Raw genomic sequence first — 18,683 nt, 5'->3', positions numbered from 1 at the left:
GGCACGACTCGGGCCTTGGCGGCCCTCCCCGCGCGGGCCTTCACCCCCGCCCTGAAGGGCGGAGCACTGGCCCGTATTCCGGTGGCGGGCGGGGCCGCCGCCAGCGGGATGCTGGCGACGGCCCCTGGAGATCGGTGGATCCGACCCGGTGCTGGTTACGGTGCGGCGGGTGGGACCACCTGCACGACCGCCCACTGGTTGCGGTGGCCGGGCTGGAGCAGGTCGAACCGGACGCCGAAGTTCAGCCCGACCTCGCCCGGGTTGCCGGTGCCGGTCAGGACTCCGCCACCCAGGTCGATGCCGTACTGGCCGCGCGCCGGCTTGCCGTTCTTGTCCACGATCCGGGCCGAGTACGGCGAGTTGCCCTCGGAGGGCAGCACGACCGAGGCGTCGGCGTCCCGGAAGAACAGCGGGTTCGCGGCGTCGAGATCCGGCCGGTACTCGATGCCCGGGTACCAGCCCTTGCTGTCGGTGAAGGACTTGACCCCGGGCTGCGCCTTGAACTTGGTGCAGTACGCGCTGAACGGCTCGTTCGGCGCCTCGAAACACTCGGTGAACGGGTAGGTCTTGCCGAACCCGAACGCCGCGTTCGACGACTGTGGCCGGGAGGGCAGGTTGTCCAGCCCCGACGGGTCCTTCGCCGCTGCCTGACCCTGCCGCCGGTACGGGTCGAAGTGCGAGTCCACGATCAGCAGACCGCCCTTGGTGCCGACGCTCGGCGGGTCGAAGAGGTTGTTCAGGGTCAGGTTGAGGTTGCCGTAGCTGGTGTCCCGATACCAGACGAGCATGCCGGGCGCGTTGTACGGCACCCGGTCCACCTTCCAGGCACCGTCCCGGTTGTAGTTCGTCTGGTACGCGTACTTCAGGCCCTCGTCGAAGCCGTCGTGGTTACGCCACTCGGCGAGGTAGTAGTGCGCGTAGGAGAACTCGCCGGGCGAGATCGCCCAGCCGGCGCCGGTGGTGTTGGTGAAGGTGCCGACGGTCGCGGTCCAGCCGTTGGCGCCGCTCTCCACGTCGTCCGACCAGACGGTGGCGCCGTCCGCGGTGACCGAGAAGTCGTCGGTGAACCAGCCGGTGTCCTCGAACGCGGCGTCGGTGGCGTACCGCAGCCGCAGTTGCACGGTCTGGCCGGCGAAGCCGGTCAGGTTGACGTAGTCGTGTCGCCACTCGCCGCCGGTGCCGCCGGTCAGGCCGTATTTCTTGTCGCCGTAGTCGTGCATCCGGCCGTTCGGGTCGGCGTAGCCGTCGTCGGTGGAGACGAGGTCGCCGGCCGAGTCGAAGACCTTCTGCTCGGTCCAGGTGCTGCCACCGTCGGTGGAGACCTCGACGAAACCGAAGTCCCAGTCCTCCTCGATGGAGTAGTTGTTCCAGAGCCAGAACCGCACGTCGCCACCGGCCGGCACCTGGAGGGTGCGGGACAGCCGTACGTCGGCCCAGGACTGGTCGTTGCTGGTCCACCACTGGCCCTCCCCACTGTGCGGGGTGGAGAGGCTGATCTGTTTGGCCGGCAGGTTCACCCGGACGCCGTCCTCGGTGCCGACCGGGGTACGCGAGGTCTGCCCGAGCTTGACCCGGGCCGGGTCGTCACCGGGGTTCAGGATCACCGGGTCGGCCCAGCCGAGCACGAACTTGTCCCAGAGACCCATGTGGGTGGGGATGCCCTGGAAGATCGGGCCGGTGTGCGAGCCGGCCGACATCAGGTCCCAGAAATCGACGTCCGAGTCGCCGCCGGAGCCGATGTCGTACAGGTCCGGCAGGCCGAGGTCGTGGCCGTACTCGTGGGCGAAGACCCCGACGCCGGAGTCCTCCGGCTGGACGATGTAGTTGCTGATCATCTTGTCGGTACCCGGGATGGTGTAGCCGGGCACGATCGCGGACGAGTGCGCCCAGATCGCGTACGGCCCCTCGGCGCCGCCGCCGCCGGACTTGTCCTCACCGGCGTGCACCAGTACGAGGTGGTCGATGACGCCGTCCGGCTCGTTGAAGTTGCCGTCGCCGTCGGCGTCCGCCACGTCCTCGATGTCGTAGTCGGCCCACGGGAAGTCCGGGTTCTGCGCGGTCAGCACGTTCACCGCGTCGATGCCGAGCGCGCCGGCGCCGGACGGGTTGTCCGGGTGCCCGTTCATGTCCTGGCTGGCCCCGGCCACCCATTCGCCGTCGGCCTGGGTGCAGGTGTCGGCGCCGTACCACGCCTCGGAGTGCGGCACGGTGACCCAGGGGGTCGCCTGACCGTCCACCGTGTACGCGCCCTTCGACATCTCCAGGTACATGTTGCGCATCGTGTAGCCGCGCAGGTCGATGCCGCGCTTGCCGTCCGGCCCGCGCAGGTCGGTGCGGACCCGCTCGGTGATGCCGTCCCGGCTGTAGAGCATCTTGTTGTAGAGCTCGGTGGAGAAGTCCGGTACCCACATCGAGTTGTTGTCCGGGTGCGACGCCTTCGCCGGGTTCGGGATGTTGTTGTGCAGCGGCCCGTTCTGGACGTTGCCGGGCACGCACTCCCGTTCGTTCTCCGGGGTGGTCGCGTCGTCGAACGTCGCCCGGGGCACCATCACGCCGGTGAAGTCGTCGTTCGCGTTGGGGTTGAACTCGACCAGGATGGTCAGCAGCTTCGCGACCTGCGTCTCGTCGGCCTGCTTGTAGCGGATGTGCCGGGGGTTCTTGCCGGTCCGGATCGCCTCGGCCTCGGTCTTGGCCAGGCCCCGGGCCGCCACCGGGTTCCCCTCGGCGAACTTCCGGCCGAACGCGGCGACCGGATCGGGCCTCTCCTGTTTGACCTTGCGCTTACCGCCGTCGACCACCACCTCGGGACCGTCGCTGGGCCGCTCGACCTTCGGGTCGACGTAGTTGATGTAGTAGTCCCGCTCGGTCGGTGTGAACCGGGCCGCCCGGTCGGCGGTCGCCGGCCCGGCACCGCTGACCGCCACCCCGACCGTCGCGACCAGCAGCACGGGTACCGACGCCGCGAGCAGGCGCCGTCGCCCACCTGCCCATCTCATCCCCCCGCTGACTGTCAGTCGTCGCACGTCCCTCCCCTTCCGCGCATGCGTGAGCGAAGCAGTCACCCGGCGCATCCACTCGGACACGCGGGCAACGACAGGGACGCTATGCGACGGCACGACCATGGACAACCACCGTTGTCCTTTCGGGATCACACAACAGTCCAGGCCGGGCAGTTCGCGCTTGTCGGTCCATCACGTACGTTCCCGGCGAGCAGCCACGGCACCACTCGACCGGTACCGCACGATGTGCACCGAGCCCTCCGTGCCCGGCGTCGAGCGGCGCTCCCGACACCCTGTCCCCGAAGGGAACGCGGCCGGAACCAGGGAACGCGGCCGGAACAGCCGAGTCCCGCCGCTGAACCGCCGGGCGGTCCGCCGTTGCCGGGACCGTTAGCCGGACCGCTTCGCCGGTTGCCGCGACCGGGCCGGTCCGGAGCGCCCGGGTTGGCGCAGCAGCCAGCCGGCCGGCTGTTGCCGGACCTGATCGACGGAGGTCAGGGCGGCGCCGATCACGGCCGCGTCCGGGCCGAGCAGGGCGGGTCGGACGGTCACCGGTGCCCAGTCCGTGGTCAGCACCCGCTGGTCGATCTCGGTCCGGACGTTGGCGGTGAGCCAGGACGCCAGCAGTGAGAAGCTGCCGCCGAGGAGTACGGAGCCGATGTCGAGAATGTTGAGCATGTCGGAGAGCGCGACGCCCAGCGCGGTGCCGGCGGCGTCGAGCGCGGCGAGGGTGTCCGGCCGGCCGGCGTCGGCCCGGGCGGCGATCTCGGCGTCCGGAGTACTGCCCGGAGGTGCCGGTTCGGCGCCGAGGATCGCCTCCAGGCTGGCGTAGGTCTGTAGGCAGCCCCGGGAGCCGCAGGGGCAGGGCTTGCCGTCGGGATAGACGGTGACGTGGCCGAGTTCGCCGCTCCAGCCCCGGGAGCCGCGCATCAGCTGTCCATCCAGGACGATCCCGGCACCGATGCCGAGCCCGCCGGAGACGTAGACGAAGCTGTCCAGGGAGCGGTGGGTGGCGTAGAGCTCGCCGAGCGCCGCGAGGTTGGCCTCGTTGTCGACGGTGATCGGCAGGTCGAGGTGCCGGGTGGCGGCCCGCAGCAGCGTACCGGCGTCGGCGTCGCGCCAGCCGAGCGCCGGGGCGGACCTGACCAGCCCGGCGTCGACCGGGCCGGGCACGGCGAGGGTGGCGGTGACGACGGCGAGGTCCTCGGCCGCGACGGCGGCCACGGCGGCCTCGGCCATCCGGGCCAGGTCGGCCAGTACGGTCGGGGCGCCCCGGTCGGCGTAGGTCGCCGGGGCGAAGGCGAGGTGCCGGACGGTGCCGGTGAGGTCCACGACACCCGCGGCGAGTCCGTCGGCGCGGATGTCGAGGCCGAGTCCGGCCGGTCCCCGGTCGGAGATGGTCAGCCCGACCCGGGGCCGGCCGGCCCGACCGTCGTGGGCGAATCCGGTCTCGGTGACGAGCCGACCGGTGAGCAGGTCGTCGACGATCCGGGTGATGGTGGGCCGGGTCAGCCCGGTGACCGCGGCGAGTTCGGTACGGGAGATCGGGTGCGTGGCGCCGAGGATCTGCCGGAAGACGAGTTCGAGGTTGATGCTGCGCAGACTCTGCTGCCGGACGGGCTGCTCGGCCTGCCGGGGCCGGCTCGGCCGGATCGGCCCGGTCATCTCGGCGGCCGGACGGTGTCGGCGAGTACGGCGGCGGTGACCGCCGACAGGGCGCCGTCGACGACGACGGTGACCAGTTGCCGGGTGATCGTCTCGCCCGGGCCGAGCACCAGCGGGCGGTCCCAGGTCAGCGACGAGCCGACGCCGAGATAGTCGCGGGCCCGGACGAACCACCGGTCCCGGGCGGTGGTGTCGTCGCCGGGCACGAAGAGTACGGTCCAGTCGCCGGCGTCGCCGGTGCCGGTGACCGCGACCCAGCCGGCGAGACTGCCGTTGACCGCAGGCGCGTCGGTGCCGGCCGGGCTGAGGATCCGGGCGGTCTCGGCGACGGCCGGGCCACGCCAGAAGAAGCCGCCGTAGCCGGCCCCGGCCCGGCCCTGGGCGGCCGGGCTGCGGATGGTCAGTGGCCGATCGGCGACGTTGGTCAACCGGGTGTGCAGGCCCAGCGCCCAAGCGGTGCCGTCGAGCGGCCGGCAGGTGAGGGCGCGCTCCTCGGCCAGCAGCGTGCGGTCGTGCGCGTCCGTCCAGAGCAGCGCGTGCACCAGTTCCTCGGTGCTGTGCCGGAGCCAGCGCTGGTGCCGTTGGATGCCGTGGTTGTCCAGCCAGGCCGGGCCGTGGCCGGCGACGAAGGTGCGCCCGCCCCAGAAGTTGCGCCCGCCGACGTCGGGGGCGGCGATGCTGATCCCGAACTGGTGCGGGTGCGAGTCGGGGCCGGCGTCGGTGACCGTACTGCCGGCGAGGGTGCGTACCGGGTGCAGGTAGGGGCGGGGGGACATCGCCAGCGGCAGGTCGGGCCGCCAGGTGTACCGGGCGACGTCGCGACCCTGGACCCGGAGGACGGCGGTGCCGGGCGGCTGGTCCGCGAGCACCGGATCCGGTACGCCGGGACGTGCCATCGTCGCCTCGCCGCCTCTCGTTGCCTGGCCCCCGTCGGACGCCGACCGCCGAGGTTCCGCACCGGCCCGGACGGCCGCGCTACCGGGCTCGACCCGACGGCTGGTGGTCACGACTGCGCCGCCTCGGCCGGGATCGCCGCCACCGTGCCGGCGAGGTCGGCGACCTGTCGGGAGCGTAGCCTGCCGTCGGCGACCACGGTGACGATGCGCCGCCGCACCCGGCCGCCGGGCGCGACGACCAGCGGCTGTGTCCAGGCCAGCGCGGATCCGACGCCCGCGTAGTCGCGGCTGCGCACGAACCACAGGTCGGTGCGGCGGGGCTGGTCTGCCGCGACGAAGATCAACGTCCACGGGTCGGTGCCGCTGCCGGTCAGCGCCAGCCAGGCGGTTCGCCGGCCGTGCAGGTGCCGCTCGCCGGTACGCTCCGGGCCCAGCACGTGCACCCGGCGGTCGCCGCGCCGGGCCCGCCAGAAGAATCCGCCGTATCCGGCGCCCAGCCGCCCGTTGGTGGCGGGGCTGGCGAAGGTCAGCGGCCCGGCGGTCACGTTGGTCAACTCGAAACCGAAGTCCAGCGCCCACGCCTGCCCGCTCAGTGGCAACGCGGCGATCCGCCGGTACTCGTGCAGCAGCTCGGTGCCGTCGGGTCCGACCCAGCGCAGCTCGTGGCGTACGGCGGTGCTGGTCCGGGCGGTCCAGTCGTGATGGCGTTGCGTGCCGTGGTTGGGCAGTTGCACCGGCCCGTGCCCGGGCACGAAGGTGCGCCCGCCCCAGAAGTTGGCGCCGCCCACGTCGGCGACCGCGACGCTGACCCCGAGGTGGTGCGGGTGGTCCTCGGGCATCGACTCGGTGACCTCGGTGCCGGCGAGGGTGCGTACCGGGTGCAGGAACGGTCGGGGCGACACGGTGCGGGGCAGGCGTGGCTGCCACACGTAGTCGGCGACGGCTCGGCCGCCCACGCTCAGGCTGACGGTGTCGGGCAGGGCGGCCTGGTCCGGCATCGTCGCCTCCGGGCGGGATGGCTGCCCGGCCGTCATGCCGGTCGGTCCGGCCGGTCGTCGCTGCGCTGCCATCCGCGTGCCGTCCTCCCCGTCCTCGGCCGGCTACTTCAGGCCGGTGGTGGCGATGCCCTTGACCAGGAATTTCTGGCCGGCGATGAAGAATCCGATCACCGGGGCGAGCGACAGGAACGACATGGCGAAACATCTGCCCCCACTGGGACTGGCCCTCCGAGTCGACGAACTGGCGCAGCGCCAGCGGCACGGTGTAGAGCTCGGAGTCGGTGAGGTAGATGAGCGGGCCGAAGAACTCGTTCCAGACCGAGATGAAGGTGAAGATCGCGGTGGTGGCGAAGGCGGGCATGCAGAGCGGCATGATCACGCTCCAGAAGGTCCGGAAGGGCCCGCAGCCGTCGATCCGGGCGGCGTCGTCGAGTTCCCGGGGCAGCGCCCGCATGAACTGCACCATCAGGAAGATGTAGAACGCGTTGGTGGCCAGGAAGTTCGGCACCAGCAGCGGATAGTACGTGTTGATCCAGCCCAGCTTGGCGAAGACGATGTACTGCGGCACCAGCAGCACGTGCCCGGGCAGCATCATGGTGCCGAGCATCAGGGCGAAGAAGAGCTTGCGGCCGGTGAAGTTCAACCGGGCGAAGCCGTACGCCGCCAGTGAGCAGGAGAGCAGGTTCCCGACGATGCTCAGTACGACGATCACGAACGAGTTGGCCAGGTAGACGCCGAACGGCTGCTCCAGCGCGACCCACCCGTCGGGATAGTTGCCCAGGTCCCAGTCCGCCGGCCAGAGCGACAGGTCGGTGAAGACCAGCCGGCTCGGCTTGACCGAGCTGGAGAGCATCCACAGCAGCGGATAGAGCATGACCGCGCCGACCAGGCAGAGCAGCACGTGCCGGGTGAACCGGGAGCGGCGGCTGCTCCCCACCCGTTCGAGGTGGCTCTCCTCCTCGGCCCGTCGCCGGGCAGCCCGGGCCGGTGCCTTGGTGTCGATCGACATGGCGTGACCTCAGTTGTCGTAGAAGACCCAGTATTTTGCGGCCAGGAAGTTCAGCGCGGTGAAGGCGGCGATGACGACCAGCAGCATCCAGGCCATCGCCGAGGCGTAGCCCATGTTGAACTGGGAGAATCCCTGCTGGTAGAGGTAGAGGTTGTAGAACATCGTGGAGTCGGCCGGGCCGCCGGTCCCGCCGCTGAGCACGAATCCCTGGGTGAAGGTCTGGAACGACGTGATCAGCGACTGGACCAGGTTGAAGAAGATGATCGGGCTGAGCAGCGGCAGCGTCACCGAGCGGAACTGCCGCCACCTCGACGCCCCGTCCATGGCGGCGGCCTCGTAATACATGGTGGGGATCTGGCGCAGTCCGGCCAGGAAGATCACCATCGGCGAGCCGAAGGTCCAGATGTGCAGCACGATCAGGGTGGTCAGCGCATGGTCCGGGTCCGAGGTCCAGCCCGGCCCGTCGATGCCGAACCAGCCGAGGAAGGCGTTGACGATCCCGTCCAGGCCGAAGACGTACCGCCAGAGCAGCACCACCGCGACGCTGCCGCCGAGCAGCGACGGCAGATAGAAGACGGCCCGGTACACGGCCAGGCCCCGGATGCCGCGGTTGAGCAGCATCGCCACCCCGAGCGCCACGACCAGGGAGAGCGGCACCGAGACGAAGGTGTAGACGAAGGTCACCTTCAGCGACTGGCGCAGCAGCGGGTCGTGCAGCATCTCGGTGAAGTTCTCCGCGCCGATCCAGCGGGGCGCGTTGAGCAGGTTGTAGTCGGTGAACGCCAGATAGAGCGAGGCGAAGAACGGGATGATCGTGAAGAGCATCCCGAGGAACCAGGGCAGCAGGAAGAGGTAGCCGGCCCGGTCCTTGCGGGGCCGGGACCGGCGGGCGGCGGGCGCTGGCGGCGGCGTACCCGAGGCGAGTCGGACCGGGGCGCCGGCCGGCGCTCCCGTCGCGGTGCTCACGGTCGGTCGTTCCCCGCCGGGAAGGCTGCGGTCACCTGCCGAGTGCCTTCCGACCGGCCTCGACGAACGCCTTCGCCGCCTGCCGCGGGGTCTGCCGCCTGAACTCGACCTCGGCGGCGATCGACTCCAGGCTGGCGGCGATCTTGGACGAGCCGGGTGGATAGGTGTACGAGCGCGGCAACTGCTCCCGCTGCAACCCGCCGAGATATTCGGTGGCGACCTGGTCGTCCCGGCTCAGCGTCGGCTTGATCTCGTCGGCCACCGTCGAGTTGGCCGGTACCCCCCGGGTGGTGCCGCTGGCCTTCGACGCCTCCACGTCGTTGACCAGGAAGTCGAGCAGCCGCAGCGCCTCGTCCCGGTGCTTCGAGGCGGCGGCGATCGACCAGAGGTGTGGGCAGTCGACGGACTGGCCCCGGCGAGGACTCTGCGTCTCGCCCGGGATGCGCAGCAGCGCCAGGTTGCCCCCGGCCGCCGCGTTGAAGGCCAGCAGGTTGTTCGTCGGGATGATCTGGGCCGCGATGGAGCCTCTGGCCAGGTAGGACTGCTCGGCCGAGGCGCCGATCTTCTCGATGAACCCGGCCGGCGGGAAGCCGCCCTCGGCGCGCATCGACTCGACCATCCCGAACCAGTCGGCGACGGTCGCCTCGCTGACCCCGAGCCCACCGTCGGCGGTGTAGAAGTCCTCACCCCGCTGCCGGGTGAAGACGATGACGTTCGCCAGGGTGTACGCCTCGAAGTTGGTGCCGTAGACCTTGCCGCCGCTGGCTCTGGTCACCTCCCGGGCGAACGTCGCCAGGTCCGGCCAGTTCCAGGTGTTGCCGTCCGGCACGGCGACGCCGTACTTCTCGGTCAGCGTCCGGTTGACCACGAAGCCGATCGCGTTGAGCCCGGCCGGTACCCCGTACGTCCTGTCGCCGACCGCGGCCAGTGCCCGGGCGTTCTCGCTCAGCCCGGTCAGGTCCACCGCGTCGGCGTACTGCCCGAGGTCGAGCAGGGCGCCCCGGTCGGCGTACTCGCGCAGGCTGTCCATCCGCATCGCCATCACGTCCGGGGCGTCCCCGGCGGCGAACCGGGTGGCCAGCTTGTCCTTGTAGGGCCCGCTGTCCTGGTATTCGACCTGCACGGTCACGCCGGGGTTCTTCCGCTGGAAGATGTCCAACGCGGCCTGGGTCTTCTCCGCGCGCGTGGCGTCGCCCCACCAGACCATGTCGAGCCGCACGGTGCCGCCCTCGGGGTCGTCACCGCCGCCGAACCCCCGGCCGCAGGCCGACGTGCCGAGACCGACACCGAGACCCGCGAGCCCGGCCGTCCTCAGCACGGTCCGGCGGCTCATCGGTGCCCGGGCAACTCTTGCCGTTCGGTCAGTCACGGGATCCCAGTCCCTTCAGGAGTTGCCGGCGGGCCGGCGGTCGGGCGCGGCGGGCGTTCGAGGCTGGCGCCGGACAGGTTACGACCGGATTTCGAGTTACGTCAACCGATGAAACAAACTCCTCGCGCATTGCCGAAAACCATTGACCGAGATCAGTATCCGCTCTACAGTGACCCTTTTCAGGGTCCCCCTGCGGTCTTGCGGACCGCAGGGTCGGACGCCGCGCCTGCGGGCCCGAGGACCAGGCCCGACGCACCGGCGAGCCGACATCCGGCTCCGGGCCGCACCACCAGCACTGGAGGTTGATCGATCGACAGGATTCCGACTTCGACAGGAAAGCGCGTTCCTCGTACCCCCGAACACCACCCACGCTCCCGGAGGTCCTCCGAAATGACGCAGTCCATGGCGGCGGCCGGCGTCCCCCGCCCCGCCAGACGCTGGCGGGCGGCAGTCCTGGCCGGCGCGACCACCCTCGCCGCGGTGGCGACGATCGGCGTCGTCGACGTCGGCACCGCCTCGGCCGCGACCGTCGACACCAACGCCACCTACGTGATCATCTCCCGGCACAGCGGCAAGGCGATGGACGTCTACAACTGGGCCACCAACGACGGTGCGCCGATCGTCCAGTTCGCCCGCAACGACCTGGCCGTCCAGCAGTGGCGGTTCGTCGACGCCGGCAGTGGCTACTACAAGATCCGCTCGGTACACAGCGGCAAGGTGCTGGAACTGCCGAACGCCAACGACGGCACCGGCCTGGTCCAGATGACCGACAACAACAACACCCGGCAGCACTTCCGGCTCGCCGACTCCGACGGCGGGCACGTCCGGTTCATCAACCGGCACACCAGCAAGGCGCTGGACGTCTGGGAGTGGTCGACCGCCGACGGCGCCCCGATCGCCCAGTTCGCCGACCTGAACGGCGCGAACCAGCAGTGGCGGCTGGTCACCGTCAACGGCGGCACGCCGCCGACGAACCCGCCGCCGACCGGTGGCTGGCCCACCCCGACCGGGCAGGTCGGCGTCAACGGCACCATCCCGGTCTCCGGCACCCTCGACGGCGGGATGCGCCGGTACTGCTGCATCGGCGACGGTGGGCAGGAAGAGGACCAGGACCCGATGTTCAGCCTCGCCTCCGGCGCCACCCTGCAGAACGTCATCATCGGCGCACCCGCCGGGGACGGCGTGCACTGCGCCGGGCCGTGCACCCTGCGCAACGTCTGGTGGGAGGACGTCGGCGAGGACGCCGCCACCTTCCGGGGCAGCGGATCGCCGAGCTTCCTGGTCGACGGCGGCGGCGCGCGCAGCGCCAGCGACAAGGTGTTCCAGCACAACGGGCCCGGCACGCTGACCATCCAGAACTTCCAGGCCAGCAACTTCGGCACCTTCTACCGCTCCTGCGGAAACTGCTCGACCCAGTACCGGCGCAACGTCGTGATCCGCAACGTCACGCTGACCCGGCCGGGCAACACCGTCGCCGGGATCAACGTGAACTACGGCGACACCGCCCGGTTCACCGGGATCACCATCGTCAACGACTCCGGCCGGTCCATGGTGATCTGCCGCAAGTACAACGGCAACGACGACGGTGACGAGCCGACCCAGGTCGGTACCGGTGCCGACGGCACCAACTGCATCTACTCCTCGTCCGACCTCACCTACCGGTAACCCCCGGGCCGCATCCGGCGGGTCCGCGCGACACGGCGCGGGCCCGCCCACCCGGTCGACCACCACCAGGGAGTTTCTCGATGTCACGACTGCACCGAACGGCACTGACCGCGGCGCTGGCCGCCACCGTCGCCGCCGCCGCGGCCACCAGTCTCGGCCCCACCGTCCCCGCCCAGGCCGCGGCGTCGACGCTGATCGTGGCGACGAACGGCAACGACGCCAACCCGGGCACGTTGAGCGCGCCACTGGCGACGCTGGGCCGGGCGGTCACCCTGGCCACCCCGGGCACCACCATCGCGCTGCGGGGCGGCACCTACCAGTTCAGTACCAACGTACGGATCATGAAGGACGGGACGTCGGGCAGCCCGTACACGATCGGCAACTACAACGGCGAACGGGTGGTGCTGGACGGGGAGAACCTGCCGCACACCCCGGCGCCGGTCGGCGGCAGCATCCCCAACCTGGAGCGCGGGGTGCTGCACATCGAGGCCGACTACTGGCGCATCCAGGGGCTGGAGATCATCCACGGGCCGTACGCGATCTTCTGCCGGGACTGCAACAACAACGTCTTCGACCGGATCGTCGCCCGGGACAACTACGAGTCCGGCCTCCAGATCCAGAGCGCGTCCAGCAACAACCAGGTGCTGAACCTCGACGCGTACGGCAACCGCGACCCGCGCAAGAACGGCGAGAGCGCCGACGGGCTCGCCATCAAGGAGGGCTCGGGCAGCGGCAACGTCGTACGCGGCGCCCGGCTCTGGAACAACTCCGACGACGGGTTCGACGCCTGGCTGTTCACCTCGCCGATCCTGGTCGAGAACTCGGCCGCCTGGGGCAACGGCGTCAACCGGTGGAACCTGCCCGACTACGTCGGCGACGGCAACGGCTTCAAGATGGGCGGCGGCGACCCCGACCCGCCGGCCAACCACACCATCCGGAACAGCATCGCCTTCGACAACGCCGTCGGCGGCTTCATCGACAACGGCAACCCCGGCACCATCACCGTGGACCGGAACAGCGCCTGGTGCAACGGTGACGGCGGGTTCAAGTTCGCCAACTCCACCTCCCGGCTGACCGGGAACCTCGCGGTCGCCAACGGCGCCGGGGTCTCGCTCGGCTCCTCCACGGCCACCGGCAACTCCTGGAACATCAAGAGTTCGTGGAGCGCGGCCGACCTGGTCAGCACCAACTCGGGCACGCTGACCGGTCCGCGCGACGCGAACGGCAACATCCGCGGCTCGGACTTCCTGCGCCCCCGCGACTATCCGCAGCTCGGCGCCCGGCTGTAGCCAGCCGGGAGCCGACAGGCCACCGGCCCGGCGAAGTCCCTCGCCGGGCCGGTGGAGTCCGTCGCCGCGCGAAACTACGGCGACGTGATCGAGTACGTCACGCCGGCCTGGGTCGGGAACGACACCACGTCGCCACTGACCGTCGGCGTCACCGTCCCGCCGCCGGACCTGGTCACCACGACGGGCCGGCCCGGCCACGGGTTACGCAGCCGGAGCTGCCGCCCCTGCTCGCTGGTCACGTCGACATAACTCACCCGGCCGCCGGTGAGCTGGCTCGACACCAGGAAGGCGTCCCGCTCCCGCAGCTTGACGAAACTGGCGTCCCGGCCGGTCGGCCAGACCGGGAAGACCGTCACGACGCCGTCGTCGCTCTGCACCAGCAGGTTGTTGACCGCCTCGGTGGCGCCGGACTTCTCCAGCCCGTGCCACTCGTCGCGGATCCGCAGGTTCGGGTCGGTCTTGGCGGTGATCTGCGCCTTGAGCCGGTCGATCAGACTCTGCGCGGGATAGCCCACCCGGGCCGCCTGGGTGAAGACCTTCGGGAAACTGTTGTCCTGCCCCCACGAGTTCATCGCGTCCAGGGTGTCGATCGCCCGCTGCCGGTCGGCGGCCGGCGAGTTGAGGCCCAGCGCCTCGCCCGGGTGGATGAACTCGAGGTTGACCGTGTTGTCCCCGGGCCGGATCGCCCGGCCGTCGGAGACCGTACCCGGGTCGCCGAGCGCGTACACCGTCCTGCCGTTGTGCGTGGTGGTGGCGATCGGTGGCAGGCCGTTCAGCATCTGCTGCCAGAGCGGCCGGGACCCGGCGTCCAGCCCGAGTTCGTTGCTCGCGGCGAGCAGCGAGGTCAGCAGGTAGCGCAGCATCCCGACGTCGAGGCTCGGGTTGCGGGCCCAGGTCCCCTCGTGCGGTCCGCCCCAGGTCGTGTACCGGCCGGTGGCCGAGTCGTACTCCATCCAGCGGCTGAAGAAGGTCGCCACCTCCTTCATGAACGGGTACGCCCGGTTCTGGAGGTAGCTCCGGTCCCGGGTGTAGTCCCAGTACCGGATGAACTCCACGACGGCGAAGAGCGAGTTGCCGACCTGCTGCCAGTAGTTGGTGTCCGGGGTGCCGCCGAACGGGCTGATCCCGACCGGGAAGAGCACCCCGCCGGGGATGCCGCCGGTGCCGAACCTCGGCGTCACGTAGTCGGACTTGACCCGTTGCAACTCCTGCACGGAGAGCCGCCGCGCCTCCGGCAGGTAGCTGGTGATCGCGTCCATGAACGGCAGCGCGAAGTCGGCCCGGTTCGACGAGTACGCCCCGTAGAAGTTGGCGTTGAAGTTGTAGTTCATGTGGTAGTCGCCGTTGAAGTACGGGTCGTCCTTGGTGATCCACAGCCCGTAGAGCCCCGGCGCGGTCTTGCCGTTGCGGCTCGCCGACCCGAGGAAGTACTGCGCGGCGTAGTAGAAGCGTTCCAGCACGTCGTCGTTCAGGTCGACGTAGGAGCGCAGCCAGTACTGCTTCCACCACTCGACATGCTGGTTGTAGAGGCTGTCCAACCCGGTGCCGGTCTGCGCGTCGGCGAGACTCCGCGCGTTCGGGGCCGGGTCGGCCGGGTTGGCGCCACCGCCGGCGACCGCCGTCGTCAGGCGTACCGTCTGGCCGGCTTGCAGGTCGAACTGGAACCGGGCGGTGTTGCCCGAGGAGGTCGGCGCGCCGACCGGGTTGGTGCCGACGAGCCGGCTGGCCAGCGCAGCCCGGGACACCCAGCGGGCGCCGGACGGCGTGGTCCGGGACGCCCAGGTGGTGTTGCCGGCGACCCCGGAGGTCTGGGTGAAGCCGCCCATCGGGCTGGTCGCACCCGACCAGGTACGCGCCTCCAGCCGCACCGCCGCGGTACCGGTGGACCGGATCGAGGTGACCAGCAGGTTGTCGTCGGCCGCCAGCCAGGTCTTCAGCACGACCGGCTGCCCGCCGATCGTCATCGTGGTGTCGACCTCGCCCCGGAGGATGTTCTGCTCCTCCAGGAACGCCCCGCCGGGACCACCGGGGCCGCCACCCGGACCGTAGAGTTCGAGCTGCCCGATCCGGGCCCGGGGGTTCTGCTGCGAGTCCGGGGTGCTGCCCTGGGTCGGCTCGCTGATCACCAGCCGCACCCAGCGGGCGGTACGCGACGCCACCGTCCGGTCGGTGACCGCCGCCGTGTTGCCGGTGACCGTGTCGATCGTCGTCCAGTTCTGGTTGTCGGTCGACGTCTGCACCTGGAAGTTCCGGGTGTTGTTGGCCGTCTCGGCCGGCCGGGCCGCGCTGTCGTGCCGGACGAGGTACCGGGTGAACGTCTTGGCGCTGCCCAGGTCGACGGTGAGGGTCTGCGGCTTGCCGATCTCGGAGACCCAGCCCTCGTAGCCGCTCCCCCACTGCCCGCTGACCGCGCGGGACGGCGGGAACGACGGATGCGAGCTGGTGGCGGTCGCGGTCGCGCCGAGCGCCAGGTTGGTCGAGCCGGAGCCACCACCAGCGGCGGCCAGGGTCACCCCGCCGACCGGCGCGACCGCCGGGCCGGGGTTGCCCCGCCAGAAGTTGCCCTTCGAGACGAGGAAGGTCTTCACGCCGGTACTGCCGGCCGAGGTGACGCCGATGTCGCCGTTGCCGAGCAGGGCGGTACTCGGCATGCCGTTGACGATCGCGTTCGGATAGGACTGGTCGGTCCAGCGACCCTTGATGTTCGCGAGCAGCGACTGGATCGCCGCCCACTGCTGGTCGGGGGTGGGTGTCGCGGCCTGGGCCGGCCCTGAGACGACGCTCAGGCCGGCAACGACCGTGGTGACGACAGCTCCGGCGAGAATCCGCCGGAGGTGTCGCGGCCGTCGTGGGATCACGGTGGTCCTTCCTGGTACGGCGGGATCACCGCCGGTCGATCCGGGCGCCCGCATCCAGCGGGCAGCAGCCGCGTTACGCGGGCAGCAGCCGCGTTTACGCGGGCATCACCTGCGTTGCGTGGACACCACGCGCCTTGTGCGGGCAGCACCCGCGTCGCGTCGGCGGCACCCGCGTTGCGCGGGCAGCACCTGCGTTCGACGGGCGCCGCCCGCGGTCAGCGAGCGGCTGCCGCGGGGGCGGGCAGTGGTTCGGGGGCCGGCCGGAGGTTCAGGTTGGCCAGCACACCGATCCCCGGATCGGGGACGGTGACCGTGGCGGGACGGGGGACGGTGGAACTGAGCGAGGTGTAGCCGGGCTCCACGCCGAAGAGGCCGGCGATGACCGCCTCGGTGGTGGCGGCCCCGGCGATGGAGTCCCGGTTGGCGACGCCGCGACCCGCGACGCGTACCACCGGGTCGGCGTCCGCCGAAACGCCGTCGGTGACGATCTCCATCGCCTGTCCCCAGAGCGCGCCGGAGGCGGCTCGGGGAGTCCTGCGGAGTACGCCGACCGCGAGGTCGGGCCGGCCGAGCCGGGCCAGCCCGTACGCGGTGACGCCGGGCCAGGCGCCGAACGCGCCGCCTGCCCCGTGGTCCGGCCGGTCCGAGTACGGCGCGATCGGGTCGTCGGCGGCCAGCGCCCGCATCCACGGGCCGGCGAGCAGCGAGTCGACCACGAACGCGACCATCTCGGCGCGGCGGTCCGGCGGCAGGTCGTCGGGGAGGGACGCGGCGACCAGCCCGAAATCGAGCACGTGCCCGATGGTCTCCCGCCCGCCGGGACGGGCGAGCTGCCACCGGCCACCGCCGGCATAGAGGTCGAGCACGGCGCCGGTCAGGTCACCGGCCTCCGACTCGGCCCGGGCCGCCTCGCCGTCCCGACCGAGGAACCGCAGCAACGCGGCGTACGACCGGAGCATGTGCACGTACGCGGCGTTGAACGAGGCCATCGCGTGCACGTAGTTCGGCACGCACTCCAGTACGCCCCAGGCGTCCGGCCCGTAGTCGGCGAGTATCCCGCCGGTGGCGGCGGTACGCCGGCCGGCGAAGCCGTACGCCAGCCGCTCCACGTGCCCGAGCACCGACCGGTCCCCGGCCGGCTCGGCCAGGAACGCCACGTCACCGGTGACCCCGACGTAGTGCTCCACCAGTCGGAACAGCGAATAGTCGTTGGACACGTAGTAGTTGCCGAGCGGCCCGCCGCCCCACACGTCGAACCCGAACGACGCGTCGTAGCGGCCGGAGAGCGCCTGGAGCAGCCAGTCCCGCAGGCCGGCGGGCTCCAGCATCGCGTACATCCGGCTCCACTCGGTGTGGTCCCAGTAGTAGGTGGTGCTGGCGCCGAGCCGTGGACCGCCGGTCAGGAACACCGGCCGCCCGGTCCGGCCGACCCGGACGTTGCGCAGGTAGAGCACCAGCAGCGCGCCCATGTAGTAGGCGCGGGCCAGCTCCGGGTCCGGGGTGTGCAGGGTCGGCAGGTGCCCGCTGAACTCGTCGTTTCCGGGGGTGAAGGCGCTGCGCCAGAGCCGCCGCCAGGCGTCGGCGGTGCCGGCCAGGGCGGACTCGATCGCTCCGGCCGCCCGCCGTGCCGCGACCGCGACCTGCGCGGCGTCGGTGCCGTAGCCGCAGGCGACGCCGAGCACGACCGACTCGCCGGGCCGCAGCGCCAGCCGCCAGGTCGCCCGCCCGCCGGCCCCGTCCGGCACCAGCTCGTCCGGGGGTACGCCGAACGCGTACGCCGCGCGGGCCAATGACCGGCTGTCGGCGATCGCCAGTACCCCGTCCTCGACGCTGGACCGCCAGCGGACCGCCCGACTCCAGTGCCCGGTACGGGCCACCTCCTCCCCGTCGACGTGCAGGATCGCGTGGTCGGCGTCGAGCAGTACCCGGAGCCGGTGCCAGCGGCCGGCTTCCAGCGGCTGGTCGGCGTACTCGCGCTCGCCGCAGATGCCGAGCCAGAGTCGGCCGCCGGCCAGCCCGAGCTGGAGCGAGTCCGGATGGTTGCCGTGGGTCAGCAACACACCGTCGTGCCCAGGATCGTCCGGCCGGAACTCCAGCTCGACCTGGAGCCCGGGGGCGAGGGTGAAGGCGTCGAGCGTCACCTCCACGTCGTCGGCGAGCCCGACCGGCCCGACGTGTTCGAGGACGGTCCGCTCGGCCGGGCCCGCACAGCGCAGCTCGCGGACGGTGCCACGGACCGCCGAGGTGTGCGGATAGACCGTGTCGGCGCTGACGTGCCGGGGCAGCTCGAACTCGAGCAGCATCGGCGCGGTCTCCTCGTCGCGCTGGATGCCGGGCGGCCGGGGCCGACCCAGCCGCAGCCGCCGGGGCCCCGAGCCGAGCAGGTACGCCGCCTCCTCCCCACCCGCCCGGGTGGTCTCGCGGATCCGCTCCAGCGCGTGGTAGTCGTACTGGTCCTCGGCGTTCCACGGCACCGTGTGCAGCCAGCCCCAGCCGGTCTCGGAGTATCCGATCGGCGCGAAGAGGTCCTGGGTCAGCTCGACGGTCGCCGGCTCGGCCCGCTCGTTGGTGACCTCGATCCGCCAGAGCAGCCGGTCGGCGTCGTACGCCAGGCTGGTGTCGGTGACGACCGAGACCAGCGGTGACCGGTGTTCCCGCCGGGTCCCCCACGGCTTCCACCGGAACCGCTGCGCGCCCGGCGCGACACCGTCGACCCGGAGCACGCCGGTGTGGTAGCCGCCGGAGAACGGCGGCGCGGCCAGCCAGGAGACCGAGGTGAGGTCGTGGTTGACGTGTGCCTGACCGCGCTGGTTACGCAGCGACGGCAGGTGGTGCAGTTCCTCGGCCGGCACCTCCGCCCCGGCCACGTCGTCCAACTCGGGAACTCCGGCCTCCCGGGCCCCGGGCTCCCCGGCCGGCACATCGTCCAGCTCCGGGACACCGGACAGCTCGGGCCTGCCCGCCGGCAT

At 71.3% G+C, this 18,683-nt stretch carries 11 protein-coding genes and 2 pseudogenes; 4 read left to right on the top strand and 9 right to left on the bottom strand.

The window, feature by feature from the left end; genetic code table 11:
• Positions 1 to 155: 155 nt before the first annotated feature.
• The 5 genes and pseudogenes from Pma05_RS35475 to Pma05_RS43855 form a co-directional block, all read right to left on the bottom strand.
• The gene (locus tag Pma05_RS35475) at positions 156 to 3,023 is read right to left on the bottom strand and encodes an immune inhibitor A domain-containing protein (RefSeq protein ID WP_239313789.1); all 2,868 of its coding nucleotides are present in this window, start codon (positions 3,021 to 3,023) and stop codon (positions 156 to 158) included.
• Positions 3,024 to 3,389: 366 nt separating this feature from the next.
• On the bottom strand, positions 3,390 to 4,664 hold the full coding sequence (locus Pma05_RS35470; protein WP_203861891.1) for an ROK family transcriptional regulator: 1,275 nt from the start codon (positions 4,662 to 4,664) through the stop codon (positions 3,390 to 3,392).
• Positions 4,661 to 5,491: pseudogene (locus tag Pma05_RS35465) on the bottom strand (DUF6807 domain-containing protein); the annotation flags it as partial. The pseudogene Pma05_RS35465 and the gene Pma05_RS35470, both read right to left, overlap by 4 nt.
• 176 nt (positions 5,492 to 5,667) lie before the next feature.
• Entirely contained in the window at positions 5,668 to 6,630 is a 963-nt protein-coding gene (locus Pma05_RS35460) for a DUF6807 domain-containing protein (RefSeq protein ID WP_203861889.1), read from the bottom strand.
• A 229-nt stretch (positions 6,631 to 6,859) separates the two neighbouring features.
• A pseudogene (locus Pma05_RS43855) lies at positions 6,860 to 7,168 on the bottom strand (carbohydrate ABC transporter permease); the annotation flags it as partial.
• On the opposite strand from Pma05_RS43855, the gene Pma05_RS43850 reads away from it, so the two are divergent.
• Positions 7,083 to 7,289, top strand: a complete 207-nt coding sequence (locus Pma05_RS43850) for a hypothetical protein (protein WP_307836996.1) — start codon at positions 7,083 to 7,085, stop codon at positions 7,287 to 7,289. The pseudogene Pma05_RS43855 and the gene Pma05_RS43850 overlap by 86 nt on opposite strands.
• 141 nt (positions 7,290 to 7,430) lie before the next feature.
• On the top strand, positions 7,431 to 7,574 hold the full coding sequence (locus Pma05_RS43090) for a hypothetical protein (RefSeq protein WP_239313793.1): 144 nt from the start codon (positions 7,431 to 7,433) through the stop codon (positions 7,572 to 7,574).
• A 2-nt stretch (positions 7,575 to 7,576) separates the two neighbouring features.
• Here the strand turns inward: Pma05_RS43090 and Pma05_RS35450 are convergent, their stop codons facing one another.
• Together Pma05_RS35450 and Pma05_RS35445 are read right to left on the bottom strand one after the other, a co-directional pair.
• Entirely contained in the window at positions 7,577 to 8,533 is a 957-nt protein-coding gene (locus Pma05_RS35450) for a carbohydrate ABC transporter permease (RefSeq protein ID WP_239313786.1), read from the bottom strand.
• 31 nt (positions 8,534 to 8,564) lie between these two features.
• Positions 8,565 to 9,866 carry an ABC transporter substrate-binding protein gene (locus tag Pma05_RS35445; protein WP_203861888.1) on the bottom strand — a complete coding sequence of 434 codons (1,302 nt, stop codon included), beginning with the start codon at positions 9,864 to 9,866 and terminating at the stop codon, positions 8,565 to 8,567.
• A gap of 426 nt (positions 9,867 to 10,292) precedes the next feature.
• Between Pma05_RS35445 and Pma05_RS35440 the strand changes: the two genes are divergently transcribed.
• Positions 10,293 to 11,567, top strand: a complete 1,275-nt coding sequence (locus tag Pma05_RS35440; protein ID WP_239313783.1) for a pectate lyase — start codon at positions 10,293 to 10,295, stop codon at positions 11,565 to 11,567.
• Between the two features lie 80 nt (positions 11,568 to 11,647).
• Positions 11,648 to 12,856: a right-handed parallel beta-helix repeat-containing protein gene (locus Pma05_RS35435; protein ID WP_203861887.1), complete on the top strand. Its 1,209-nt coding sequence runs from the start codon at positions 11,648 to 11,650 to the stop codon at positions 12,854 to 12,856.
• A 74-nt stretch (positions 12,857 to 12,930) separates the two neighbouring features.
• Here the strand turns inward: Pma05_RS35435 and Pma05_RS35430 are convergent, their stop codons facing one another.
• Together Pma05_RS35430 and Pma05_RS35425 are read right to left on the bottom strand one after the other, a co-directional pair.
• On the bottom strand, positions 12,931 to 15,714 hold the full coding sequence (locus tag Pma05_RS35430) for a discoidin domain-containing protein (RefSeq protein ID WP_203861886.1): 2,784 nt from the start codon (positions 15,712 to 15,714) through the stop codon (positions 12,931 to 12,933).
• A gap of 215 nt (positions 15,715 to 15,929) precedes the next feature.
• Entirely contained in the window at positions 15,930 to 18,683 is a 2,754-nt protein-coding gene (locus tag Pma05_RS35425) for a laminin G domain-containing protein (RefSeq protein WP_203861885.1), read from the bottom strand.

Origin of the sequence: Plantactinospora mayteni (genome assembly GCF_016862935.1) — a bacterium.
Classification (GTDB): domain Bacteria; phylum Actinomycetota; class Actinomycetes; order Mycobacteriales; family Micromonosporaceae; genus Plantactinospora; species Plantactinospora mayteni.
This window is presented reverse-complemented; position numbering and strand designations above follow the sequence as displayed.